The organism is Halalkalibacterium ligniniphilum (genome assembly GCF_000334155.1).
In the GTDB taxonomy this organism is placed as follows: Bacteria; Bacillota; Bacilli; order Bacillales; family Bacillaceae_D; genus Halalkalibacterium; species Halalkalibacterium ligniniphilum.
Map to the genome: position 1 here is coordinate 1 of NZ_ANNK01000095.1, position 25,016 is coordinate 25,016.

The following is a 25,016-nucleotide window of genomic DNA, read 5'->3' on the forward strand; positions in this document are numbered from 1 at the left end:
GAAACAGTTAATGGACGGGTGCCGGTTATTGCCGGGACAGGCTCAAATAACACGGCCGCATCGATTGAATTAACAAAAAAAGCCGAAGAAATCGGCGTCGATGGAATTATGCTTGTGGCTCCTTATTACAACAAGCCGTCACAAGAAGGGCTCTACCAGCATTTTAAAGTCATCGCCGAGTCCACAAAGCTACCTGTCATGATTTACAACATTCCTGGTCGTAGCGTTGTGAACATTGATGTGGAAACCACTTTGCGCCTCGCGGAAATAAAAAACATTGTTGCGACAAAAGAAGCAAGTGGTGATTTAGATGCCATGGCAGAAATTATTGAGCGGGCTCCAGAAGGCTTTTCTCTCTATAGCGGAGATGATAGCTTAACTCTTCCAATCCTAGCCATTGGCGGTACAGGTGTCGTTTCCGTCGCATCACATGTGATCGGAAATGAAATGCAGCAAATGGTCCGTAATTTTACAGCTGGTCAGGTTCAAGCTGCTGCTCAACAGCATCGTCAGCTTTTACCATTAATGAAGACAATCTTTATTGCACCAAATCCAACCGCTGTAAAAGAAGCGCTTGAAATGCAAGGTGTTCCTGTAGGTTCAGTGCGATTACCCCTCGTCCCCCTTACTGCTGAACAAAAGCAGCAGCTACAGCTTGTCATGCAGCCGTCTGTCAGCTTTTTTGTAAGCTAATTTAATTTCAGAAAAACTGAAGGTGTCCGCCTCGTTACTTGAGCCGTTGGCGCCTGGAGCTAGACATCAGCGAGTGTATCCTTTCTTAACGCAGAATAAGCATGTGGTGCCATGGCATCACATGCTTTTTTCATTCACCGTCATTTTCTGTTTTTTCTGTAACAGGTAAGCATCCACATGGCCTGTGCCAAGTAAAACCCCTCCTACAATCAGAACGAGGCCAAGCACCTGTGAAGGATAAATCGCCTCATCTAAAAACACAGCTGATGAAATTAACCCAAAAAAAGGAACGAAATTGTTAAAAATGGCTGTCTGACCAGCACCGAGTCGGTGAATCGCTTCATTAAAAAATACATGCCCAAGTCCTGTCGCAATAACGGCTGAAAAAAAGAAGATAAACCACAACCAAGCCGTTCCCTCCGTCATCCCTTGAAGTCCACTTGGTTCTATATAAAGGCTCGTTCCAAATAACAGCAATGAACCAATAAACAGCATCATTCCTGTCATTTGTTTTGCATCGAGGGTGCGTGTCGCTTTTTTAATAAAAATGAAGCTTAACGCTTGCACAAACATAGAAATAAACACAAAAAGATCCCCTTGACTGACGGCTGAAAACCCTCCTTCTCCAAGGGCTAAAATAACGAATACACCTGATAAACCAAGAATAATTCCGAGAAATCTTATTCTTGTCAGATAATCGTTAAGGAAAAGAATTGCAAATAAGGACGTGGTTAATGGAACGAGCGCAAGAATAAGAACTGCGTTTGACGCGGTGGTCATCGTTAAGCCAAATGACAAAAAGAAGTGATGCCCGTACACGCCAAGAATCGTTCCCACAATCACATATCCCCACTCTTTCTTTGTCAGCCGCTTAAAGGAACGAAGCATCACAACGAGAAGAAGGACAACCAAGCCTGCCGTCATGATCCGAAAGGCCGTCATCGTTGCTGGAGGGAATACCTCAACTAACACCTTTAGCATAACGACATTCAATCCCCAGATAATCATGACAAGAAACAACAAACTATAAATAAGCCAAATTGGTGCTTGTTTCACCGAGATTCTTCCCTTCTAGACCCAACCGAATAAATGAAAGCAATAGACGATTGCTGTTAGTAATATCGATAAAATGGCAATAAATCGTACATTCTGTTTGACAATCACACCCGTTGATTTGTTTATCAGTCTTGAGGCCATCAATACCTGGCCTGAAAACGGAGACAGTTGTGTAGCCAAGGCCCAAGCAATGATCATCACAAGTGCTAAATACTCGCTGCTAACTCCAAAAGTAGACGGCGTGAGCGTACTTCCAATTCCGCTCACGATAATGACAGGATGCACCCCTATTTGAGCAAGCAAAATCGCAAACGCAATGAGTAAATAGCTCAATATAAAGACGGAACCGAAAGACGCCTCGTAAAGAAAGGCAGAACCATAGGCGCCAATCTCTGTTTCAGCTATAGCAACACTAAAAAATCCAGCACTAATAAAAACAGCAATTTCATTTTTTAACCTAAAAAAAGATGATTGCACCTGCTCAGACACAGCCAATAAATAATCTGATAAACTTTTGGCAATTATCGCCCAAAAAAACGGTAAAACGAGCGCTAACACGCAAACAATCGTAAGCATATTCACCTCTAAGAGAATGTCCAATGAAAAGGACAGGACAATTAAAACGAGCGAAAAACTAAAAAGAGGCATCAAAGAACGCCCAGAGTCTACTGATTCATCAAATTGTAGCTCTTTCTCAATGATCGGATCATTGGGGAAAGAAATTTGTTTAAACATGAGTAAGCAAACGACGATGTAGACAAGACCCATAGCGAAACCATATCCGCCTATTTCAAACCAAGACAAATCGAACAGCACAAGAACAATCCCAACATTGACAAAGTAAGGGGACCAAAAAATACAAAATCCGAATGCTCGCATAATCGTCAAGGTGAGCTTTTGGTCTTGGTAGGATGAAAAGCTTCCTTCTACTATTTTTTTCACAATTGGCATGGAACCAAAGTTTAATAGTACACCGATTAATATCGTTAGCAAAAAGCTCAGCCGATATGGATGAGATGCTCCGCCTTCCTTCTGTCGCTTCTGTACCTGCTCTTTCAAAAGGGACAAATAGCCAGCAATTGACATAAAGGTTCCAATTAAAGGGATGAGAAGAAACAAAGAAAGCAGATTAATGTTTCGTCCAAAACCAAGGAGGGCATCGTCTAAGGGCGTACCCTCTACATAAAAACAAAAGCCTCCTACCGTTACGAGGATAATGACAATGATGCGACTGAATGTAGAAACAAAGAAAAGCGTACTGCCGAGTAAAATTGCTGCTAGAATACTAGAAATCAGTATGATCATGTCACTTGGAAAAAACAAATGAAACAAATAAAAGAGTACCGTTATGTAACAGACTCCACCTAACAATCGAATAAATGGGTGTTGTTCCGTTGTTGTCATCCCCTTTATCTCTTTTTCACAGGTATCCTTTTCCATTTTATCACGTTATTGTGACTTCATCACCTTTCGATATACGAAGCAATTTGATTTCATACTCTTCACAGAATCCTGCATGAGCGGATCCCTCTTCTCATTTGAATGGAGACGAGTCCGTCAAGTAACGCTGAGCGACCTCTCAATAAATGAGTGTGAGCGAAAGGCCATCATTGTTTTATCAACTTGCACTGAAGCTCCGTCCCCTTTTCCACTCAAATCCGCAAGAACGGCTCATTCTTCCCACTCGAATGAAAACGAGTTCGTCAGGTCATTCTGTGTACCATTTCAATTAAGGTGGTGTGAGCGAAAGGCCATCATTGTTTTATCAACTTGCACTGAAGCTCCGTCCCCTTTTCCACATTAAAAAGACCGCAATCACGGTCTTCACGTCGCATTATGTACACTTTCTTCATAGGCAATAATGATCACTTCACGATTTGTGACAGCTTGTATTTCCTCTTCTAGCGCCTTTACCTTTGATAGCATTTCCGGATTTAGCTCTGCCGTTGTATAACGGTCTGACATTCGCTCCAAAATCATCGCCTCCCTCGTTCTACCTGTAAGGTACCCTATTTGTAGATGAATCATACATCAATAGATTTGGTGAGTGAAGCGTATGAAACGTGAAAATAAAAAGCTTAGAATCTTATACATTCCAAGCTTTTTTAATCGATAAAGTATTATTCGTTTGTTAGAATCTCTCTATCCATTTCAACTGAGGGAATGTGAACGAAAGCTCCATCCCCTTTTCACAGAGTAAAAATCAATCTTCAGTTATATTAATCGTTTCGATTAAAAATGATTTTAATTTCTTCTCCAACCATTTAGTAAGCAGACATTTCCCCTTGAAAATATCCACTTCTAAAACCAACTTCATCCTCTTGAAATTTTCCTTTAAGCAATTGTCCCATTTTTTTGATACTTTTCCGAGATCCTATCTAAATGAAGCATCTTGTCATTGTCGTCTGATTTTAAGATAAATTCCAACTCAATTATCATTCTTTCGTAGGCAATGGACATTCCTTCGAACAAACCTTTTTGAAATTCTTCTGAAATTATTCACCTCGTTCAAACCACAATGTTTCTCCGATTGCTAAAACAGAGAGCTGCTCCTGTGGTAATTGGAGTCGCTCCCACTCCTTGTGCAAGCGCGCCAACGCTTCAGGGCCTGTGTCATCAGCTAGGCGGTAAGCTCCATAATGCATTGGAATAAAAAGGTTGCCGTTTAACTCCATAAATGCTTTGATTGCATCCTCTGGATTAATGTGCGAGGCTTCCATAAACCATTCCGGCTCATATGCCCCAATCGGCATTAAGACAACGTCGATGTCAAAGCGTTCCCCAATGTCAATAAAGCCATGGAAATAGCCTGTATCACCGACGAAATAAACCGATCTTTTGCTGCGCAAATCTTCAAGCACCCAGCCACCCCAATGGGACGTGTTTGTATCGAACAGCGTTCTTTTTGTCCAGTGCTGAGCCGGAACAAAGGATAGCTTCACGGTTTCATTCTCCTGAATAAAACCCTCCCACCAGTTCGCTTCCACGACCTTTTTATAGCCCCTGCGCGTAAAAGCAGATTTTAAGCCAGTCGGAACATAAAAGGTCGGATTTCCCCTTAGCTTTCGGATCGAGGCGAAGTCCAAATGGTCATAGTGCCCGTGTGAAATGACGACTAGGTCAATATCCGGCAGCTCGCTCATAAGGAGTCCTGGTTCTGTGAGCCTTGTTTGAACCCCCATCCGCTGTGCCCACACCGGATCGGTTAAAATGTTCAAGCCGTTCATTTGAATAAGAAACGTCGCATGACCGACCCACGTTATCGAAAAGTTGCTTCGGTTTTGCTTCAGTTTTGCAACCTGCTTTTCTTTCGCATGTGGAATGTGAGTTGAAAGGTCTTTTTGCTTCGCTCTTCTTTCTTTAAACCAGCGAAGCATATCGGAAAAGGATTTTCGGTTGTCTATATCGTCATAGTTCGTGTATCGGGTTCTTTTCATTTTTCATTCCTTCTATAAATAGTCTCTAGTTAAACGTACACTTCAATTTGCTTTCTTGTAAAGTAATATGCCTTCACACTTATTTAATGCTTCCTTTAGGTTCCGTTATTCACGGACACAGATTCATTACTGGCTTGGCTTTTCCCGAAAAACTCGTAATGATTCTGGCTTTTTCCCTTTCGGCACAATTAAGAACCTGTCCCTTCTCTAAAAATCTCCAAACGATTGAACAACAAAAAAAGATGCTATTCTTACACATAGGCTGACTTTGCCATGGAACACTCTCTATCCTTCCTTGCATATGTTCAATTGACTATATTGCAAGACTCATTCGAATTTGCTATATTCAGGTAAAGTTCTTGGTTTTTTCATGCTAGTTCTTGATCAATTCGTATTGTGAATGGAAAAAGTCTCTCTGGAGGGGAATCAAAATGATTGTCGTCAGCTCATGTCTCGCTGGCTCAGAATGCCGATACAACGGTACACACAGTCTTATAAAAAAAGTGGAAGAGTTAGTGAAGCAAAACAAGGCAGTTATGGTATGCCCAGAGCTGTTAGGAGGCTTCTCGACACCAAGGGAGCCAGCTGAAATTATAGGCGGCAGAGGAGAAGATGTCCTAACCGGAAAAGCAAAGGTGATTGAAAAATCAGGAAACGATGTCACCTCCCTCTATGTAGCCGGAGCCTATAAAACGTTAGAGCTCGCCAAGCAAGTCCAAGCCACTTGCATCGTCTTAAAAGAATACAGTCCTTCCTGTGGCAGCGGCATGATTCATGACGGTAGCTTCTCCAATGCCAAAAGGGTTGGCGAGGGTGTCACGACAGCATTACTAAGAAAAGAAGGGTTTCAGGTCATTTCTGAAAGGGAGCTTGCAGCGAGGATAAGCTAGCTTTACTTTTCTTGTGGAGTGTTCGCCTCCATTGGCAAGAATCAAAAACACGAGTCATTTCTTCTCAGCTTTCTCTCGTATTTCCTTCAAAATGATGGAAATTGAGTTACATGAGGACCCCATAAAAACACGAGTCACAGAAAATGTCCGTGACCCGTGTTCTTTGTTACACAGTTGCCTGTTCTTTTTCGTCCATTTTGCTCCCCCGTCTTTTCAATCCTTTTATCCTTACAATACTTTTATCGACGACAGAATAGATCGCCGGAATAAGGATAAGAGTAATACCTGTACCAAATAACAAACCTGATATAATCACAATAGCTAACGGTGATTGGTACGTACTCGCTCCTCCTGTCGCTAACGCTAAAGGAAGCATACCTGCTGCCGTCGTAAACGTCGTCATAAAGATCGGACGTAGACGATCTTTTCCTGCTTGAATAAGGGCAGCTTCACTTGTGACACCCACTTCTCGAAGCTGATTAATCCTCGTAATGAGCAAGATTGCGTTATTTAAAATGACCCCGATTAAAATCACCATGCCAATCCCAGAAAGCATATTTAGCTCCTTCTGTAAGAGGAACAAACCTAGTAACACGCCCGTAAAGGTAAGTGGAATAACAGACATGACAATAATCGGTTGTAAAAGACTGTTAAATTGAATTGCCATGACAAGGAATACGAGGAAAATCGCCAGCACAAGAACGATAAACAGCTCAGTAAATGCTTCGCCTTGCTGTTCAAGCTGCCCGCTTAGCTCCAGTTCATAACCAGCAGGAACGTCGACAGATGCAATCACCTCTTCCATAAACGTGCGGATGCTCCCTAAATCTTCACCTAGAAACTCTGCACTAACGGATAGAACCCGGTCTCCGTCCACACGAGTGATTTGTAAAGGAGCTGTTACCTCTTCGAATTGAACAAAGTCAGAGATCGGTTTCATCCCTTCAGGCGTTAGCCACTCCACCTGACGAAGCTGTTCAAGTGTCTCGATTTTCTCTTCTCTCTCTAAATAAATCGCCACATCGTCAGATCCGTCCTTCATCAACCCTACAGGCTGACGGGCAAACAGCATGGAAATCGATTGCCTTATATTGGACGGAACAATGGCAGCACCTTCGATCTCGCTTTCGTTTAATTCGACTTGAAGAACTTGCTGATTCGATTCCATCGAATGGCGAATGTTCCGTAGCGCTGGATAAGCTTCTAGCTCCTCTATAACTTCCTCGGCTACATTTATTAATGTTTCAATCGAATCTCCCTTCACAGTTAATGAAATGTCTTCACTTACCCCTCCTGCGTCCATGGCCGATCCGACCTGGACAACCGGATAGGAATCTTGCAATTCTTCTAAGCGGTCTAGAATCGTTTCATTTACTTCACTTTGTGTCATCGTCGCCTCAGACTCTGGTGTCATGTTAATAAAGCTGTAGAGCGTGTTGCTTCCAAAGAGGAGGACCATATAATGGTCAACGTCCTCAACGGTTTGGAGTTTTTCATGGATCGCATCAGCTACATTTTCACGCTCGTCACGAGACACGCCAGGCTCTAGCATTACCACAACTTCTGCCTGTCGGTCGTACACATCTGGCATTAGTCCTGTCGGAATCGCCGTTAATAAGAAAAGAGAGCCTGCAAAAATCGCAAAAAACAGGCCAATGACGGCAATGCTACGCCATACCTTTTTTGACACCCACTCAATGACGGAGCCATAGCCACGAATGAGACGGGGCTCTTCTGTCTTTTTACGTAGCGGTTTCGTCAACCATCTGTCTGCTAAAACAGGAATAAGCGTAAAGGAAATCAACACCGAGCTTACGAGAGATATGACAATGACAGCCCCGAGCACCACAAAGATTTGACCAAGATCTCCACTAATCATACCGATCGGAATAAATACAACAATCGTCGTTAATACGCACGCAATGACCGCCGAACTAACTTCTTTTGTTCCTCGAACAACGGCGTTACGTAACGGCAAGCCGTCTTGAAGATTTCGGACAATCGATTCCAAAATAACGATCGATGCATCAATCATAATCCCAATTCCCAGCCCTAATCCAATTAACGTAACCATATTAATCGAATAGTCGAGATACCACATAAGCGCAAACGTTAAAAGAATTGAGGTTGGGATCGACAGAGAAATAATTGCTGTTGCTTTAATATTTTTCAAGAACAACAACATAATCAATATTGAAAGCAGACCGCCAATTAACACATTCGTCGATACATCTTCAATCGAACGAGTAATGAAATCCCCGACTGCCACTTGCTCTTCCAATATGGCATCCCCTAAAATGTTCTCATCCTGAATGCTCTTCAATTCCTCTCTTGCTGCGGCTGCAAGAGATACATCTGTTTCTTGCGAGGAGGGTGAAATAAAAATCGAGATATAATCGGCATCTCCATTTCGCCATGCCGTTGGAACGCGGTCACCTTCTCTAGCAAATGAAAACGTAACGAGATCCTGCAGTTCCTTTTGTCCGTCGTTTGTCATTACGGTTAACGTCTTAATATCGTCTTCCTTTGTAAACCCTTGTTGCCAACGGATCTGTGCTTGTTCCCCATTCAACTCGACCGATCCTAATACTTCATTCACGTTCTCTTCTTGAATCCGTTGACTTATTGCGATAGGATCCGTCCCATTTTCACGCAAGGTTTGTTCATCCCAGTAAATGGTCACTTCCCTTTCTGTCACACCCATCACGGTAACAACCCCAGCTTCAGGCAATGCTTCAAACCGAGGCTTAATCACTTGAAGCGCTTTTTGAGATAATGCGTCTATGTCTTCTCCGTACAAGTCAAGAAAATAACTATCTGTCCCTCCAAGAGACCATTCATATGTCATATGATCTTCAATTTGCGGATACTCCACTTGGAGTTGCTGAACCGTTTGCTCGAAATTAGGGAAGGCGATGCCGCCCTTCCCTTCCTCAAACATCACTTGAAATTCAATCATTCCTTCTGACGTGGTGGACGTATATGTTTCAACATGATCGAGCAAGCTCACCCGCCGTTCTAAGTTCTCTGCAATCCCTTCAAGCTCTAGCGTACTCGTGCTTCCAGCGTAGAGCGTTGACACCCCACCGTCTAATGTGACTTTTGGCATCAGTTCCAAATGCAGCTTCGTCAAACCATAGCCACCAACGAATAAGATAAGCGCTACAGCTAGGCAAACAATTAACTTTCTATTTAACAAAAAATGTAACCACTTCAATTTAGCTTCTCTCCTCTCCAAAAACTGTCAGTATGAGTATAATCTTTCATCTCCCACAATGTCACCAAAAATTTCATATTTACTATGAAATTCAGCCTAGAGACGGAGAAGCTTTTCGTTCCATGGATGTAGCTTTTGAAGCAGACGAGCGTGAAAGGGAAAACTGAAACAGATCACGGGGCTGGGACAAAAGAGTTTTTATTGAAGAGAAATCCGAACGTCATGATCGTCGATGCATAGAAATCGCTTCGGAAATATACTCCGCTAAGGTTGTGCATTGTTCGCTTTTTCAATCATACACGTTCGTTATGTCCCAGCCTCGTATTGATTTGAGTCGGTAGCCTAACAGAGTGCAGATACAAGGAGTTTACATTCATTTTCCTGAACGATGTAAATATCATTTCATCAACAAAAAAGAGCACCGACAAGCTAGCCTTGTCCAGTACCCTCATCCCTTAGCAATGAAATTATACTTAATTAAACTTACCGTTGTAAAAATCCTCGTACGCCTGTCTAATTTCTTCTTCAGAATTCATGACAAATGGTCCTCTCGCAACAACAGGTTCTCCAATCGGCTCACCTGCATAAAGAAGAACACGCAATCGCTCTTCACTCTCAATACGAATAGAGCTGTCTCCCCCTTCATTCTCCCCTTTTCCGAGCCATAGTACCTGTTGCTTCTCCCCTTTTACACGATCCTTACCGAACGCTCCCTCACCTTCAAGAACATAAAGGAAGCCATTATAGCTAGCTGGAATCGTAGGAGAAAGCGTTGCTCCGCGTTCAAGCGTCATTTCGATCATCGTCACCGGTGCATAGTTTTCTGTCTTTGATTGAACATCACGGTACGAGCCAGAAAAAAGCCTGACTGTCGCCCCTTCTTCTTCAATGACGGGGAGGTCATTTTGGGTTAAGTCCTGATAACGTGGTGCTGCCATTTTACTTGCTTTTGGCAAATTGACCCAAAGCTGCAAGCTGTGAACCGTGCTCCCTTCCACAGGTTCCTCCGCATGAAGAATTCCGCTACCTGCCGTCATCCACTGGACATCGCCTGCTTTTAAAAGACCCGATCCACCTTTGTTATCCTTATGCTCCAGCTCTCCATCAATCACATACGTCACCGTTTCAATGCCACGGTGAGGGTGAAAGCCAAACGTTCCTCTCTGAAACCAGTCCTCCGCCATCAGCAAAAATGGATCGAAATCAGACCAGTGACCCGGCTCAAGGACGAAGCCTTGCTTATGTCCAGCACCCTGTTGCTGATGAGTCACGTTCCATACGCGTTTAATCCCTCGTTCATTACCTGCCATTGCAACCACTCCCTTATCTATCATCCTTCACCTTTTATCTAAAACCAAATCACAAATACATGCAAACAGTTTGCTCATCGTATTTTCATTTAAAGACAGGATGAAAGAATAAAGGACGGAACATACTATCAAACGATAAAGAGTGAACGGAGGGACAACATGAACGACATGATTGATGAATTAACAGAATGGTTTGAGGCTAAAAAAGGCCAATCGTTGCATATACAAAAGGCGGAGCATTCAACAGGAACGGATGACGTCACTGATTTTGATGATGTAACGATTAGCCTGGAGGAAGTCTCCCTTTCTCAAAGGAGCGAAGAGGATCCTGATGGCTATGTACCAAATCAGGAGCTGATCCTCATGGGTAACGGCCACATTCAAGGAGAAGACCGAAACATGCCGCTGCCACAAAACCGATTTGAAATTCCTCTATATGATAATTTTCAGTTATCCAAGGACGGGGAGGTTGTGAAGATTTATACGGAAAAAGCTGTTTATCGGGTTTCGCAGAGTTGAATGCTAAATGAAAAGGAGATTTTTATTTTGAAGGGTCCCTTTCGCCGCTATTTAAGTAAGCCAAAAGACTTCTTTAGACTTTCTAAACTTCTTATTTTATAACAACTGGAACATTATAATGGTTTATTCCTTAAAAAATTGGATATTAAACAAACACGTCCTTGTTATACCATTGTATAATCAGGATGACTTTCATCATTGATAATTATCTAAGAAACCTTCATATCCATCAACATGTTGTGATGGTCTATATGACTTCCTTTTTGTTTTTTTGTCCCTTTAATGTTTCATCAATGACCTAAATAATCATAAATACCCTAAAGCATGCTGCGTTTTTTACTCAGAACCCTTTTCTAAACTGAGTCATAAAATTCATCCGAATATCACATAATGGTTGAAAGCTCTTCGGCAATTTGAGCAATCTGTTCATAGGCTTTTTTGAGTTCATTAATTGACGCCGAATTATTTTCTATTTTTGTAGAAACAGTTTGCATCATTTCTACCATGACCGATAATGAATGTAAAATCTCATTTATTTGATCTGAAATATCATTCGCAGAATCCTTACTTTTGTCAGCCATCTTTCTCACTTCATTCGCAACAACTGCAAAGCTACGCCCATGTTCTCCTGCCCTCGACGCTTCAATCGAGGCATTTAATCCAATTAAGTTGGATTGCGTAGCGATCTCTTTAACAAAAGAAGCTACCGATTGTATCTTTGCTACATAATTGTTAACAATCTCTGATTCTTTATTAAGTGATTCCATATCATTAACAATGGTTTGCGATGCATCGTGAACGTTATTCGTACTGGAGATCATTTCCTCAACAACAGCAGTAAATTCAGCGATACTCTTCTGCAACACAGTTTGGCGGTCAGTAATGTCCGTTGCTATCTTAACAACAGCTTGTACTTGCCCATTTGAAGCTAACACGGGAGTATAAAATGCTTCCAGCCACACAATTTGTCCATCTTTTGTAATCCGTTTCACTTTATCATGAAATGCCTTACCATTACGTAAATTGTCCCAGAAATCCACATATTCTTGACTATTTCTGAACTCAGCAGAACATAGTTGCCTATGGTGTCTACCTTGTATCTCACTCATTTTATAGCCCATCACTTGGGAAAAATTATTATTTATCCATGAAATATTCCCAAGTGGATCAAAGGTGATCATCGCAAACGATTGCTCCATAGCAGTGAACATTTGTTTTTCATCAAGGACTAGCTGGTGTACAGTCATTATTTTATCCCCTAAATATATTTATTTTATGTAAGCCCGATATGTTAGAAAACTTCTCATACGTTCAAATGTAATTATTAATCGTTGTAAGATATATCGGTTGTATTCCGACTTTATTATACAAAATTCTATTACACTATTAATATTAACAAAATTATTTCAAATGATATACTTTTTGGTCTCACTCTTATCAAAAATCGCCCCTATTTTATCGGTAATTTCCCATTGTAATGTCAAATAATCAAAACCAGCCATGATTGATCACGGGTGGTTTTGATTATTTAAGAATTAATGGCTTTTAAGCCTGCTTGATTTAGAAAATTCTATGGCTTATTATAATGCGGTTGGAAAAAGAAATCCACAAACGCTAATTCCCCAACAGTCATTTCATTTTGAATACAAACGGATATCGTATTAATCGCGCTTGAGTAACATCTGCTTTGGATAATAATTGTGCACCAACAATTCGATTCGTCGTTTCTTCATATACGACCTTTAATCTAACTTTCTCTGCACCAGGCATAAATTCAGGAAGATTTGCATCAGTAATTGTGATAGTTTTCACATTCATTCCGAAAAAACTAGCTGCATTTTCTGTTAATCCTGTTGAAGCCATTTAAGATTATAGATTTTGAGTGCAGATGTTCCTTGAGTTCCCATATATCGTACAGTACAGTTGGGTTTGTTAAATTCTTTGCTACCAATGCTCCCATTCGAACCGCATTTGTTGCAAGTGGAATAGGCAAGTTGCTTTGCTGGATTATAAAAAACAGCACAACTATCTCCAGCAGCATACACATTCTCTTTGCTTGTTTGCATATATTCATTACAATGATTGCACCATTTGCAAGCATATCAACTTGACCACTTAATTGAACACTAATAATCTATATCCTAAATAACAAAAAAGCACGAACCTCAAAGTCCGTACTCTTTCTCGAGCTCTTCTAATTGCACCAATGATTGCTCTGCCCAAGGGCTTGCTTCTTCTGCCAGTGCTTCTTTTTGTTTCTGCAGTGCTGTTTTCAGGGAGTCCTTGTAAGCTGGCAGGTCCTCTTCGAGCTTTTTTAACGAAGACAAGGGCATCCAAGCTTTTTCATATTGCGCCAATGCTTTTCGTTGGTGAAACAACGGCACATTAATCTGCTTTGGATTGTGCAGATCTCCTTGGGTTGGATGCTTGAATACGGCTAAGACCTTTACAAGGGCTCTTTGTTTTTCAGGCTCTAACTCCAGTAATTCTCCACCGTAGACTCCTGTTTTATAAACTCCACGTACATAATCACCAACATTCATTGCTCCTTCTCCCCTCTTCCATTTAATGAATCGCTATATTCGTGTAAACATGCTAACAAGATAGACAGCGATGCATGCAAAACCGATTGCAAAAGACCATTTTGCCCGTTGTTTTTTGCCATGAAGAACGCTGTAAATGCCAATCGCCCCAAATACACCGATGAGTAGAAAAAAGCCAAATGCCGTTAGGACGACGATAATATCACTCGACATCATGTCACCTCCATTATAATCCTGGAACGAGGGATGTAAACAAGTCCCACATAAATTCAGAGACAGGAACGAAATACGTCTCTGCAAAAACCCCAAGTGAATCTGAATCTGTCACAGCGTCAATAATGACAAACGTAAAGGTGACAAAAATAACAATAATCGCAACAGCGAGGGTTAAGGCTAAAAGGCCGATGTATGCTAAGCCAAGGCGGATCGCCCATTTTATTACAGGTGATTTAGTCTTTTTGGTCACCGACATATGAAATTCCCCCCAATTACTCTATTCGTTTTTGCTGATACTACTATCGTACCAAAAGCAACGATGTTTGGAGAAATTGAAATGGGAACATCTTATGAATCCTATTGCTGGGAGGCTTACACCCCTCTACCAGCCAATGCTTCCTTTTATCTATCCTGTTGTGCAGATCTCGTTTTCTATAACTAACGCAAAAAGACCGCATACTGCGGTCCCTTATGCCATCCAATACGGGGGCATATTTTTGCCCCAGTAGATGCTACCAAGCTCGTGATGGCCTTCAAATGCGTCTTTATCGGAATGATAATGAAAATTGAACCAATAGCCTTGTTTCGGCGGTTGATCGCGACGAACGTGAAAGCGCAAAAGGTCTTGACCTGTTGATGTGTCATACAGATGAATGATCTTTTCACCTAATCCTGCTGAAGGGTCATCCGAGAGGGTTAAACTTTGTAGCTGATCCATTGACAGCCCCTCTGTTTCATGTATGATCACATCTTTCAACCGAGTCAATATTTCCGCTTCAAAGGTTTGGCCGATTTTCGCTGCAATCACATCGCCAAACTTTAGTAGACTTTGCTCGTAGGTTTGCTCAATGACCGTATCAGCAAAAGCATTCAGCGTCGCCGCATCCCCGCGGTGAATGTAATCATCCGTTTGAACGGGAAGAACCGCCTCATACAACGCATATGAGTTCGAATCAACCTTATAAATATAAGGCTTCTCCGTATTCGTGCTTTCCGACTTGGGCAATGCCGCTGCTTGTGCATCCCTCCCTATGTCAGGTGGTGCAATAAGACCGAGGGTCACGATTGCTGTCGACACGAGAAGCCCTCGTTTTAACCATGTGATCATCGCCGACTACGCCCTTTCATGGAAACTAGATCTTATCTATATTTTCGCATGAAAGCTATAAAAATACCATTACAAATACGTAACAAGTTTTTGAATGATTATGGTAGATTCGAAGAACCCATCAAGAATCGATCACACTCACGAGCCGCTTCACGTCCCTCATGAATGGCCCAAACAACAAGGCTTTGTCCACGGCGGTTATCACCTGCCGCAAAAACGCCTTCTACACTTGTTTGATATTTTCCGTATGTTGCTTTGATATTGGAACGATTGTCTGTTTCAAGCTCCAATTGACGGATGATTTCTTGCTCAGGACCTGTAAAACCAACAGCAAGGAGTACAAGGTCTGCAGGCCATACCTTCTCGGTGCCCGGAATTTCAACACGTACTTTGTTGCCTTGTTCGTCAAACGTCGTTTCAACTGCGATCGTGTGAATTTCTTTTACCTGTCCGTTCCCATCACCGACAAATTTTGTTGTCATGACTTGGTACGCGCGTGGGTCATTTCCGTACACGGCTTTCGCTTCCTTATGCGCATCTTCTAAAGAATGTACAATTGGGAAAAGTGGCCACGGATTATTACCAAGGCGTGTTTCACTCTTCTCGCGGTTTATGTCAAATTGCGTAATGGACTTAGCGCCGTGACGAATAGAGGTTGTAATACAGTCAGCACCTGTATCCCCTCCACCGATCACGATGACATTTTTTCCTTCAGCTGAAATGTATTTTCCATCACGATGATTAGAGTTTAATAAGCTCTTTGTATTCGCTGTTAGAAAATCCATTGCAAAGTGAATACCAGCCAAGTCTCTGCCTTCAACTTCCACATCGCGAGGCTTTGTCGCACCTGTACATAAGATCACAGAATCAAAGTCAGATTTAAGCTGAGCAACAGGGAGATCCTTGCCGATTTCCGTGTTTGTTTTAAAAATGACGCCTTCTTCTTCAAGAATGTTGACGCGGCGCTGTACTACTGCGTAGGCAAGCTTCACATCAGGAATCCCGTACGTAAGTAATCCGCCAATTCGATCTTCTCTTTCAAATACGGTTACAGTGTGGCCTGCTTTGTTCAATTGAGCAGCCGCTGCGAGTCCTGCTGGTCCTGAACCAACAACAGCAACACGTTTTCCGGTTCTGGTTTTTGGAGGGTTGGCTTTAATCCATCCTTCCTTGAAGCCACGTTCAACGATCGAATATTCAATGCTCTTGATCGAAACAGGGTCATCTGAAATTGCGACCGTACATGAGCCTTCACATGGAGCAGGGCATACACGTCCAGTAAATTCCGGGAAGTTATTTGTTTTATGAAGACGCTCAAGTGCTTCCTTCCATTTTCCTCGATAAACGAGATCGTTCCATTCTGGGATTAAGTTGTAAACTGGGCAGCCAATTTCGCCAGAGCCAACCATGGTTGTACCCGCTTGACAAAAAGGCACACCACAGTCCATACAGCGAGCACCTTGCTTGCGCAAAGCACTTTCTGGCATCATGATTTGAAACTCTTGCCAGTTCTTTGTCCGCTCAAATGGGTCTTTCTTCGGAGAAGTTTCTCGTTTGTATTCCATAAATCCTGTTGGTTTCCCCATTGCAATCACTCCAACCTTCCATCTATTTTCCGATACCCACAATGGGCAGGAAGCGCGTGGATACGCTCCCTATTTCCCACTCACACGACTTTTGTCGTTTTTATTTTCATCAAATGCAGCCATGACTGCCTCTTCACCTGATAGACCTTCTTGCTTCACGCGCTCAATCGCTTCGAGCATCCGCTTGTAGTCTTTTGGGATGACCTTGACGAATTTTTTCAATGCAACGTTCCAGTTGCCGATCACCCGCTTTGCAAGTTCACTGTCTGTGTAACGGATATGATTTTCTAGCATCGTTTTCACGTATGCTACATCCTCTTGCTCGGTTAATGCTTCGAGGAATACCATTTCCTTGTTGCACTTATCGGCAAACGTACCGTCTTCATCAAAGACATAGGCAATCCCACCGGACATCCCTGCAGCAAAGTTCTTTCCAACTTTACCGAGGTTAATGACTCGTCCGCCAGTCATATACTCTAAGCCATGGTCTCCTACCCCTTCAACGACAACATTGGCACCAGAGTTCCGCACACAGAAGCGTTCGCCAGCAATGCCTCGAATGTACGCCTCTCCACTCGTTGCACCGTAAAAGGAAGTATTCCCAATAATGATGCTTTCCTCTGCTTTAAAGCTAGAGACAGCAGGTGGGCGAACGATCAGCTTTCCGCCTGATAGTCCTTTACCTGTATAATCGTTGGCATCTCCTTCAAGGTCTAGTGTCATCCCTTTTGGTATAAATGCACCAAAGCTTTGACCAGCAGAACCCTTAAATTCAAGATGGATTGTATCTTCCCGAAGGCCTTCTGCACCGTAACGCTTACTAATTTCACTTCCGACAATCGTTCCGACGACACGGTTTGTGTTTCGAACCTGGAATGTGCCACGAACTTTCTCTTGACGTTCAAGCGCAGGCTCACAAGCACTAAGAAGCTCTGTCATATCAAGCGATTCCTCTAGCTGATGATCTTGTGCTTTTGACCAATAGTTCTTTTCATGGTCAGGGTTTGGTTGGTAGAGCAAGCTAGACAAATCAACATGCTTTGCTTTCCAATTATCAATCTCCTCGTTCATCTCTAAAACATCGGTGCGGCCGACCATTTCTTCAATTGAACGGAAGCCAAGCTCTGCCATTGTTTCACGAATTTCTTGAGCGACAAAGGTCATGAAATTCACAACATGCTCTGCTTCACCCATATATTTTTTACGCAATTCTGGGTTTTGTGTGGCGATACCAACTGGACATGTGTCCAGATGACAGACACGCATGATAATACAGCCTAAGACAACAAGTGGGGCGGTTGAAAATGCAAATTCCTCTGCTCCAAGCAACGCTGCAACGACAACATCGCGCCCTGTCATGAGCTTTCCGTCTGTCTCCACGCTAATTCGATTACGTAAATTATTTAAAACTAAAGTTTGATGCGTTTCAGCTAAACCTAGCTCCCAAGGAAGTCCTGCATGCTTAATACTCGTACGAGCAGCAGCACCTGTTCCACCATCATAGCCACTAATGACTAACGCATCTGCTCGTCCCTTCGCTACACCAGCAGCAATCGTCCCAACACCTGTGCCTGAGACAAGCTTGACACTAATGCGTGCTTGAGGGTTTGCGTTTTTCAAGTCATGAATTAATTCAGCTAAGTCTTCAATTGAATAAATATCATGGTGAGGTGGTGGTGAAATCAGACCAACACCAGGTGTAGAGCCACGAACCTCGGCTACCCATGGGTATACCTTTGTGCCAGGAAGCTGTCCACCTTCGCCAGGCTTCGCCCCTTGCGCAACCTTAATTTGAATTTCATCGGCATTCACAAGGTAATGACTTGTCACACCGAAGCGACCAGATGCCACCTGCTTAATCGCACTACGACGGAGGTCTCCGTTTTCATCAGGTGTATAGCGTCTTTGATCTTCTCCACCCTCTCCCGTATTGCTCTTACCGCCAATGCGGTTCATGGCAATTGCGAGGGTCTCATGAGCCTCTTGAGAGATGGAGCCAAATGACATCGCACCTGTTTTGAAGCGTTTGAAAATGCTCTCAACCGGTTCAACCTCTTCTAAAGGAATCGGCTTGCGGTCAGCTTTGAATTTCAACAAACCACGAAGCGTTGTTTGCTCCTTTGTTTGCTCGTTGATCGTATTGGAATACTTTTTAAACAAATTGTAGTCATTGTTACGACATGCGTGTTGAAGCATATGGATCGTATGCGGGTTGTATTGATGCGGGTCCCCGCCGCGACGCCATTGCAAGTCATCACCTGGGTCTAACGTTTTGTCTAACCCTTCTTGCTCCGAATACGCACGCTCATGACGAAGCAATACTTCTTTGGCAATGATTTCAAGGTTCACGCCACCAATTCTTGACGTTGTCCATGTGAAATATTTATCGATGACTGACTCATGGATTCCGACAGCTTCAAAAATTTGCGCCCCGCGATAGCTTTGAATCGTAGAAATCCCCATTTTTGAGAGAACCTTCATGATTCCTTTCGTCGCAGCCTTCACATATTTGTTGACCGCTTCCACATATGAGATATTTTCTAACAAACCATCGCGGATCAAATCCTCGATGGAGTCGAAGACAAGGTAAGGATTAATCGCCTCTGCTCCGTAACCAAGGAGAACAGCATGATGGTGAACCTCACGTGGTTCGCCAGATTCTATTAAAATGCTAACCTTCGTACGCGTGCCTTGACGAATGAGATGATGATGCAAGCCAGCAACAGCAAGCAAGGATGGAATCGCTGCACGATCCTTGTTCATGCCTCGGTCACTTAAGATTAAGAGTGTTGCATTACGAGCGATAGCTTCATCGGCCGCTTTAAATAACTCATCCAAAGCAGCTTCAAGACCCTTTTCTCCAGCCTTGGCGTCAAATAAAATAGGTAACGTTTCAGATTGAAATCCGTCCATTTTATTGTAGCGGAGCTTCGCAAGCTCTTCATTATTTAGAATCGGATAAGGCAAATAGATATGACGACAGCTAAGTGGTTCTGGATTTAGCAAATTTCTTTCAGCCCCAATGGTTGTACCCATCGCTGTAACAATCTCCTCACGAATGGCATCAATTGGCGGGTTGGTTACCTGGGCAAACATTTGCTTAAAGTAGTTAAACAATAGCTGTGGTCGTTTTGATAAAACGGCTAATGGTGAGTCATACCCCATAGAACCAATTGGATCTTCTCCATTTGTCACCATTGGTTGAATCACCTTAGAGATTTCTTCATACGTATAACCGAAAGAAAGTTGACGCTCTCTTAGCCTTGCGAAATCTGTGTTTTCAACCTTTGATGTTTCAAGGACATCCTCCAAATGAACGAGGTTTTCTTCAACCCACTCCTCATACGGGTATTCACTGGCTATTTGATGCTTAATTTCCTCATCAGGAATGATGCGTCCTTCCTTCAAGTCAACCAATAGCATTTGTCCTGGATGAAGTCTTTCCTTGTACAAAACGTTTTCAGGATCAATGTCCAATACACCTACTTCAGAGGACATGATGATGTAATCGTCTTTTGTTACATAGTAGCGCGATGGTCTGAGTCCATTACGGTCAAGACATGCACCGATTTGCTGACCATCTGTAAATACGATCGCAGTCGGACCATCCCATGGCTCCATTAATGTGCTGTGGAATTCATAGAACGCCTTTTTCTCACGGCTCATTTTCAGATCGTTTTGCCAAGGCTCTGGAATCATCATCATGGCCGCATGTGCCATGGAGCGTCCCGATAGTGATAAAAATTCAATCGTGTTGTCAAACATGGCCGAGTCACTACCATTTTGATCAATCACCGGATGAATCTTATCAATGTCTGCTCCAAATGCGTCGGATTCAAACATTGCTTCTCGGGCATGCATCCAGTTAACATTTCCTTTCACGGTGTTAATTTCACCGTTATGAATCATGTATCGATTCGGGTGTGCTCTCTCCCAGCTTGGGAAAGTGTTTGTACTGAAACGTGAATGGACAAGAGCCAATGCCGTTTCAAAATCAGGATCATTAATATCCAAATAGAACTGATTGACTTGGGCGGTTGTGAGCATTCCTTTGTAAACGATTGTGCGGCTTGAAAAGCTCGCAAAATAAAAAGAACCTTCGTCCACTAGCTTGGCAACCTCGCGCTCAGCCCGTTTCCGAATGACGTAAAGCTTTCGTTCAAACGCTAATCCAGCATCCACATGGCTATCCTTTTCAAGAAAGATCTGTCGAATCACTGGCATGGCTGCTTTTGCCGCATTGCCAAGCATTGAATCATCAACTGGAACCGTACGCCATCCAAGAACGGATTGTCCTTCTTCCTGAATCAGCGCTTCAATCTGGCGCTCACATTCTTGACGTACCATTTCATTTTGTGGCAAAAACAGCATACCAACACCATAATGACCTTCTTCTGGGAGTGAAAAACCTTCCGCTAAACAGACTTTTTCAAAAAAACGATGAGGGATTTGTAATAAAATACCTGCTCCATCACCTGTATTCACTTCATCTCCCTGCCCACCACGATGTTCAAGATTGCGTAATACATGAAGTGCATCTTCAACAATTTGATGTGATTTTACACCCTTCATATGAGCTAAAAAGCCAATCCCGCAATTATCATGCTCAAACTGTGGGTCATAAAGGCCTTGTTTCTTCGGGTATCCATAGTTCTGCATGGGCATCTACCTTTCCTTAAAAAATAAAAAGCCATAAACACTTCACGAAATGTTCGAGCTAATATACAAGATAATATCATTTTTCTGACATTTCGGCAAATTAATTATTATAATTTTTTTCAGTGAAAACGCTTTCTTAACTGGGGTTATAGGTAAATTTCCCATGTTGACACAATCTATTTTTATAAAGAGTATGAATAAAAATTAGAATTTATGAATATTTATTATTATTTTGTTTGAAAATTTTATTTTTTTATAAAAGTAGTGTTCCAGTGTACAAATGTTCATTTTCGAATATTCTTATAGAAAAGCTTGAAAATATTCCTTTTTCACAAAAGTGCTTTTGTCGTTTTTTGTATTTTGTATGGCTTTGGATTCTCTTTTCGCTTTCGTAGATTTTTACAATCTCTCGCACCGTTATGCAACTGGTTAAAAATGGATATAAGTTATTTACTATACCCGTTTATGCACCATTTAAACGTGTTCATACTAATCTTTTCCCCATATGGACCATAATTTTTCTCTACAAACGTGACATGACCATTTTTTCGAACAAGGAGAATAGTTGACGATCTTGTTCCGTAGTTCTCACCATTGATAAAGATCGGCGAAAGTGTTCTTTCTAAGGTGATTCCCACCTTAGTATTTGGCAGCATCTCATCTGGGAACCGTTCCTCATCTCGCAACATCTGCAGCAGGGCTTCAATGATGTCTTTCTCATCTTCATGCTCTTTTAAGACATGTTTCAATCCACTTTTTGCTTTCCTCGCTTTTGGCCAGTTTGAATTTAATTGGGCATTGCTTAGCATGTAGTAGCCCGGTGATAATTTTTTAGGATTGGCCACACGGTTTGATTGATAATACAATTCTCGAAACGAACCAAAAATTAAATTGTAACCTTCGTAATTTTCTGAACCTCTACTTAGTTTCTTCATATATAATAGGGGAGTCATCTTTTCAGCTAAAAAATCACGAACAAGGTATCCCCGTGACTGAAATGGCTTCTGATTTGTTATTGCGCCCATTTCTCTCACATTGGTTAATGCCCCAAATCGCCCTTCTTTTGTTACACCAAGCCAGGTTCCATTTTTTTCAAGATCCTTCCCTGCAAGGATGGTCGGATCTGTGTCCCAAAATTGTGCCTCTAGAGTGGGACGGGCATAAAATTCATCTCGATTTGCAGCCATGACAAACTGAAAGCGCGGGTCCGCTTGAAATGCAAAGGTTATTAAACACATAGGTACCTCTCCTCTCTTGACCTTAATGTAGCCGAAACTTGTGGAAATCTGCAAAGAACACGACTCATGTATGTTGTCATGTTGTCCTCCATCCTTCATAATAGAAGCAGACAAATTACGACGTTTCCTGAAACCGTTAATGCGCATAAAGCGTATACGTATTAATGATAGCGGCTAGATGCCAAACACATTTAAACGACGGTAATGGATATAAAGAGATGGAGGTTTTTACTATGATAAACCACCAAGATACAAAGGCTGTAAGCAAACAAAAAAGCGAAGAGCTTTTAAAAAAATTTCAAACGGAGGCCAATGTAGATGAGCTCATTGAATCCCTCGGAGGACTTGGCGAAGAAGCACAGCGCCAAGCAGGGGAGTCATTAGAAGCCTTAAAGCGTCCGGTGAAGGAAATGATGAACGATGAAAATAATCAGCTGCCTCAAAAGCTCCATGAACTAAAGGAAATGGTCGCCCAGCTTGAACCCGATTATTTAAAGCAAGGCTCCTTTCAAAAGCTGATGAATAAAGTGCTCCGGCGCAGCCCGATTGAGCAGTATGCACGTAAATACCAAACGGTTGAAGCCCAGGTAGAGCAAATCATAGAAGGGCTGTTATCAGGTAAAGACAAGCTGCAAGAGGATACCTTAATGCTTCAGCAGTTAAAAGAAGTCGCTCGGGAACGTATGGCTCATTTAGAAGAGCAGATTGAGATGGGGAAGCAGTTAAACGACATGCTTGAGCAGGAGATGACGAGCGAACGCTGGCAGGATAATCCAAATCCTCTGAAAAAAGGGCAGCAAAAAATCATTTCTAGAGTTAAAAACATGTCCCAAGCGATTATGGTGCTTCAACAGTCCCTCGCCTCTGTTGATTTAATTATTGAAAACAACGATAAGCTAGAGGAAGCCATCTTTAATGCGATAACAATGACAAAAAATATCATTACGGTGACCGCTTCGATTCAATTGGCGTTAAGCAACCAGAAAAATGTGATTTCAGCGGTTCGAAATGTCAATGAGGCCACTGAATCCATGCTTCTTTCAAATGCAGAAATGCTGAAGCAAAATACAGAGGAGACGTTAAAAACGCTTGAAGAGCCAGCGATTGCTATTGATGCGTTTAAGAAGGCGTACGAGAATGTTTTTGAAGCGATTCAATTAACGGAGCAATCAAATGAACGAATTGTTAATAGCGGTAAGCAATTTATCGCTGAGCTTGACACTTTAAATCAGGAAATGAAAACAAAGCTTCTTGACCGTTAAGAGAACATAGGCTTTGTCAGAAGGAGGTGCTCCTATGAAACTATTACAAGAGTGGCCTTTTTTTCACGTCTTTGTTCCAAGCCACCGAAAGCCAGTTGATTCCCATATTCTCGGAGATGAAGCAAGCCGGAAACTGATTTCTGATACGGAAGCCTTGTTAAACAAAATGGTGAACCAATCATTGGGACAAAATCAAAGGAAAACGGTTCGACGTAAGCATAAAGAACGAAGAATCATCGTAAAAATCAATCAAAAACGGATAAGAGTCATCATGATGGACACAAAGTTTTCTTCTGCTGCCGTTCAAAAACGAATGTTCATTGAATGCTTTCGCAAATATGTAAAAGCAAAGGATGGGGTTGGCAAGTGCAAAGAGGCATCGATTCATTACTTAAAAGATGGTCGTTCTCATGTTCGCAGCATTCGGCAATCTCCTCTCCTCCATGGTGTCTTTTTTCAAATTAATCGTTTGGATGAAGCGTATTTAGGCCATCGCTCCAATGCAGAGCAATCTGTGTCTGCCTTGACAATGCAGCATCAGGAACGGGCTGCCGCAAGTCAAAATGACATGCGCCTTCTCCACCAGGAAACAGAGCGATTCATTCGACAGCTACGACCGTTTTCTTTGGACCCATTACTGGAAAATCGTCTGTCACGAATTGTGGACCAAACTGAAAAGCTGATTCCAGATTTTGAACTCCTTGATTTCGAAGAGCGGCACACCGTAAGACGGATGCTTCGGGAGGACATTCCTAATTTGTTAAATACGTATCTTTCCCTTTCGTATCAGCACCAGCTTGCTCAAAAGGAAAATGTGTTTGTAGCCTTATCAAAAATGGAGCTCTCCTTAATTTCACTCAATGAACAATTAGAGCAATCAAGGGTCGAACGAATGGAGCACCTCCTGCGCTTGAATCAATTACGCTACGACAAATAATGAAGAACGTCTGTCTCTTTGTTGGACAGACTTTTTTCTGTAAAAAAGGGGTCGGAACTTCAGTTCAAGTTGACAAAACATTTAAGCCCTTCCGCTCACACCCCTTCATTGAAAGGTTTGCTCAGCATTATTTGACGGACTTGTTTCCATCCAAGTAGGAAGAGCGCGCCGCTCATGAAGGTATGTGTAGAAAGGACTAAGCCTCATTTCGCAATGAATAATTGAAGAAGCTATTGGGGATGTGCTTCTCATGGGATAAGATAAGGACAGCGCTCGTGATGATTTCCTTGTTGCAAACGGGCAAGAACCCTTTTACACTATTTTTGTAAGGGTTTTCCTGAAGGA

At 42.3% G+C, this 25,016-nt stretch carries 19 protein-coding genes and 1 pseudogene; 5 read left to right on the forward strand and 15 right to left on the reverse strand.

Annotated features, from left to right (window positions below; translation table 11 throughout):
* The coding region (gene dapA / locus BLT_RS0111475) for a 4-hydroxy-tetrahydrodipicolinate synthase (RefSeq protein WP_017727938.1) at window positions 1–693 on the forward strand (693 nt) is incomplete at its 5' end.
* 117 nt (window positions 694–810) lie between these two features.
* Here dapA and BLT_RS0111480 read toward each other — a convergent pair.
* The 4 genes from BLT_RS0111480 to BLT_RS0111500 form a co-directional block, all read right to left on the reverse strand.
* Complete coding sequence (locus BLT_RS0111480) at window positions 811–1,749, reverse strand: DMT family transporter (protein ID WP_017727939.1); 939 nt, start codon at window positions 1,747–1,749, stop codon at window positions 811–813.
* A gap of 15 nt (window positions 1,750–1,764) precedes the next feature.
* On the reverse strand, window positions 1,765–3,153 hold the full coding sequence (locus BLT_RS0111485) for a hypothetical protein (RefSeq protein WP_236611091.1): 1,389 nt from the start codon (window positions 3,151–3,153) through the stop codon (window positions 1,765–1,767).
* Window positions 3,154–3,573: 420 nt separating this feature from the next.
* Complete coding sequence (locus tag BLT_RS24045) at window positions 3,574–3,723, reverse strand: hypothetical protein (protein WP_017727941.1); 150 nt, start codon at window positions 3,721–3,723, stop codon at window positions 3,574–3,576.
* 521 nt (window positions 3,724–4,244) lie between these two features.
* Window positions 4,245–5,186, reverse strand: coding sequence for an MBL fold metallo-hydrolase (locus BLT_RS0111500; RefSeq protein WP_017727944.1), 942 nt, complete (start codon window positions 5,184–5,186; stop codon window positions 4,245–4,247).
* Between the two features lie 431 nt (window positions 5,187–5,617).
* Here BLT_RS0111500 and BLT_RS0111505 point away from each other — a divergent pair, with 431 nt between their 5' ends.
* The gene (locus tag BLT_RS0111505) at window positions 5,618–6,076 is read left to right on the forward strand and encodes a DUF523 domain-containing protein (protein WP_017727945.1); all 459 of its coding nucleotides are present in this window, start codon (window positions 5,618–5,620) and stop codon (window positions 6,074–6,076) included.
* Between the two features lie 166 nt (window positions 6,077–6,242).
* Here BLT_RS0111505 and BLT_RS0111510 read toward each other — a convergent pair whose 3' ends face one another.
* Window positions 6,243–9,293, reverse strand: a complete 3,051-nt coding sequence (locus tag BLT_RS0111510; RefSeq protein ID WP_017727946.1) for an efflux RND transporter permease subunit — start codon at window positions 9,291–9,293, stop codon at window positions 6,243–6,245.
* 473 nt (window positions 9,294–9,766) lie between these two features.
* On the reverse strand, window positions 9,767–10,603 hold the full coding sequence (locus tag BLT_RS0111520) for a pirin family protein (RefSeq protein ID WP_017727948.1): 837 nt from the start codon (window positions 10,601–10,603) through the stop codon (window positions 9,767–9,769).
* A 159-nt stretch (window positions 10,604–10,762) separates the two neighbouring features.
* Here BLT_RS0111520 and BLT_RS0111525 point away from each other — a divergent pair, with 159 nt between their 5' ends.
* Window positions 10,763–11,122, forward strand: coding sequence for a hypothetical protein (locus BLT_RS0111525; RefSeq protein ID WP_017727949.1), 360 nt, complete (start codon window positions 10,763–10,765; stop codon window positions 11,120–11,122).
* A 383-nt stretch (window positions 11,123–11,505) separates the two neighbouring features.
* On the opposite strand, the gene BLT_RS0111530 is transcribed toward BLT_RS0111525, so the two are convergent.
* The 9 genes and pseudogenes from BLT_RS0111530 to BLT_RS0111575 all read right to left on the reverse strand — a co-directional run bounded on the left by BLT_RS0111530 (window position 11,506) and on the right by BLT_RS0111575 (window position 22,472).
* Window positions 11,506–12,369, reverse strand: coding sequence for a methyl-accepting chemotaxis protein (locus tag BLT_RS0111530; RefSeq protein WP_017727950.1), 864 nt, complete (start codon window positions 12,367–12,369; stop codon window positions 11,506–11,508).
* A 323-nt stretch (window positions 12,370–12,692) separates the two neighbouring features.
* A pseudogene (locus tag BLT_RS21825) lies at window positions 12,693–13,241 on the reverse strand (NADH oxidase); the annotation flags it as partial.
* A gap of 46 nt (window positions 13,242–13,287) precedes the next feature.
* Entirely contained in the window at window positions 13,288–13,665 is a 378-nt protein-coding gene (locus BLT_RS0111545) for a kinase-associated lipoprotein B (protein ID WP_017727951.1), read from the reverse strand.
* A 33-nt stretch (window positions 13,666–13,698) separates the two neighbouring features.
* The gene (locus BLT_RS0111550) at window positions 13,699–13,878 is read right to left on the reverse strand and encodes a hypothetical protein (protein ID WP_017727952.1); all 180 of its coding nucleotides are present in this window, start codon (window positions 13,876–13,878) and stop codon (window positions 13,699–13,701) included.
* Window positions 13,879–13,891: 13 nt separating this feature from the next.
* Window positions 13,892–14,137: a hypothetical protein gene (locus BLT_RS0111555; protein ID WP_017727953.1), complete on the reverse strand. Its 246-nt coding sequence runs from the start codon at window positions 14,135–14,137 to the stop codon at window positions 13,892–13,894.
* A gap of 213 nt (window positions 14,138–14,350) precedes the next feature.
* Window positions 14,351–14,989 (reverse strand): YpjP family protein, encoded by a 639-nt coding sequence (locus BLT_RS0111560; protein WP_017727954.1) that lies wholly within the window; start codon window positions 14,987–14,989, stop codon window positions 14,351–14,353.
* A gap of 98 nt (window positions 14,990–15,087) precedes the next feature.
* Window positions 15,088–16,575, reverse strand: a complete 1,488-nt coding sequence (locus BLT_RS0111565; RefSeq protein ID WP_017727955.1) for a glutamate synthase subunit beta — start codon at window positions 16,573–16,575, stop codon at window positions 15,088–15,090.
* Window positions 16,576–16,644: 69 nt separating this feature from the next.
* Complete coding sequence (gene gltB, locus BLT_RS0111570; protein WP_017727956.1) at window positions 16,645–21,234, reverse strand: glutamate synthase large subunit; 4,590 nt, start codon at window positions 21,232–21,234, stop codon at window positions 16,645–16,647.
* Between the two features lie 446 nt (window positions 21,235–21,680).
* Window positions 21,681–22,472, reverse strand: a complete 792-nt coding sequence (locus BLT_RS0111575; RefSeq protein WP_017727957.1) for an NRDE family protein — start codon at window positions 22,470–22,472, stop codon at window positions 21,681–21,683.
* 233 nt (window positions 22,473–22,705) lie between these two features.
* Here BLT_RS0111575 and BLT_RS0111580 point away from each other — a divergent pair, with 233 nt between their 5' ends.
* A complete protein-coding gene (locus tag BLT_RS0111580; protein ID WP_017727958.1) occupies window positions 22,706–23,734 on the forward strand; it encodes a toxic anion resistance protein in 1,029 nt (342 codons plus the stop codon).
* A gap of 34 nt (window positions 23,735–23,768) precedes the next feature.
* On the forward strand, window positions 23,769–24,671 hold the full coding sequence (locus BLT_RS0111585) for a hypothetical protein (RefSeq protein ID WP_017727959.1): 903 nt from the start codon (window positions 23,769–23,771) through the stop codon (window positions 24,669–24,671).
* Window positions 24,672–25,016: the final 345 nt, after the last annotated feature.

What these genes read in the sequence shown, in the direction of transcription:
- BLT_RS0111555 (WP_017727953.1), bottom strand. Translation starts at nt 14,137, where the DNA reads ATGTCGGTGACCAAAAAGACTAAATCACCTGTAATAAAATGGGCGATC.
- BLT_RS0111525 (WP_017727949.1), top strand. Translation starts at nt 10,763, where the DNA reads ATGAACGACATGATTGATGAATTAACAGAATGGTTTGAGGCTAAAAAA.
- BLT_RS0111565 (WP_017727955.1), bottom strand. Translation starts at nt 16,575, where the DNA reads ATGGGGAAACCAACAGGATTTATGGAATACAAACGAGAAACTTCTCCG.
- BLT_RS0111520 (WP_017727948.1), bottom strand. Translation starts at nt 10,603, where the DNA reads ATGGCAGGTAATGAACGAGGGATTAAACGCGTATGGAACGTGACTCAT.
- BLT_RS0111545 (WP_017727951.1), bottom strand. Translation starts at nt 13,665, where the DNA reads ATGAATGTTGGTGATTATGTACGTGGAGTTTATAAAACAGGAGTCTAC.
- BLT_RS0111575 (WP_017727957.1), bottom strand. Translation starts at nt 22,472, where the DNA reads ATGTGTTTAATAACCTTTGCATTTCAAGCGGACCCGCGCTTTCAGTTT.
- BLT_RS0111560 (WP_017727954.1), bottom strand. Translation starts at nt 14,989, where the DNA reads ATGATCACATGGTTAAAACGAGGGCTTCTCGTGTCGACAGCAATCGTG.
- BLT_RS0111550 (WP_017727952.1), bottom strand. Translation starts at nt 13,878, where the DNA reads ATGTCGAGTGATATTATCGTCGTCCTAACGGCATTTGGCTTTTTTCTA.
- BLT_RS0111585 (WP_017727959.1), top strand. Translation starts at nt 23,769, where the DNA reads ATGAAACTATTACAAGAGTGGCCTTTTTTTCACGTCTTTGTTCCAAGC.
- BLT_RS0111580 (WP_017727958.1), top strand. Translation starts at nt 22,706, where the DNA reads ATGATAAACCACCAAGATACAAAGGCTGTAAGCAAACAAAAAAGCGAA.
- gltB (WP_017727956.1), bottom strand. Translation starts at nt 21,234, where the DNA reads ATGCAGAACTATGGATACCCGAAGAAACAAGGCCTTTATGACCCACAG.
- BLT_RS0111505 (WP_017727945.1), top strand. Translation starts at nt 5,618, where the DNA reads ATGATTGTCGTCAGCTCATGTCTCGCTGGCTCAGAATGCCGATACAAC.
- BLT_RS0111530 (WP_017727950.1), bottom strand. Translation starts at nt 12,369, where the DNA reads ATGACTGTACACCAGCTAGTCCTTGATGAAAAACAAATGTTCACTGCT.
- BLT_RS0111485 (WP_236611091.1), bottom strand. Translation starts at nt 3,153, where the DNA reads ATGACAACAACGGAACAACACCCATTTATTCGATTGTTAGGTGGAGTC.
- BLT_RS0111500 (WP_017727944.1), bottom strand. Translation starts at nt 5,186, where the DNA reads ATGAAAAGAACCCGATACACGAACTATGACGATATAGACAACCGAAAA.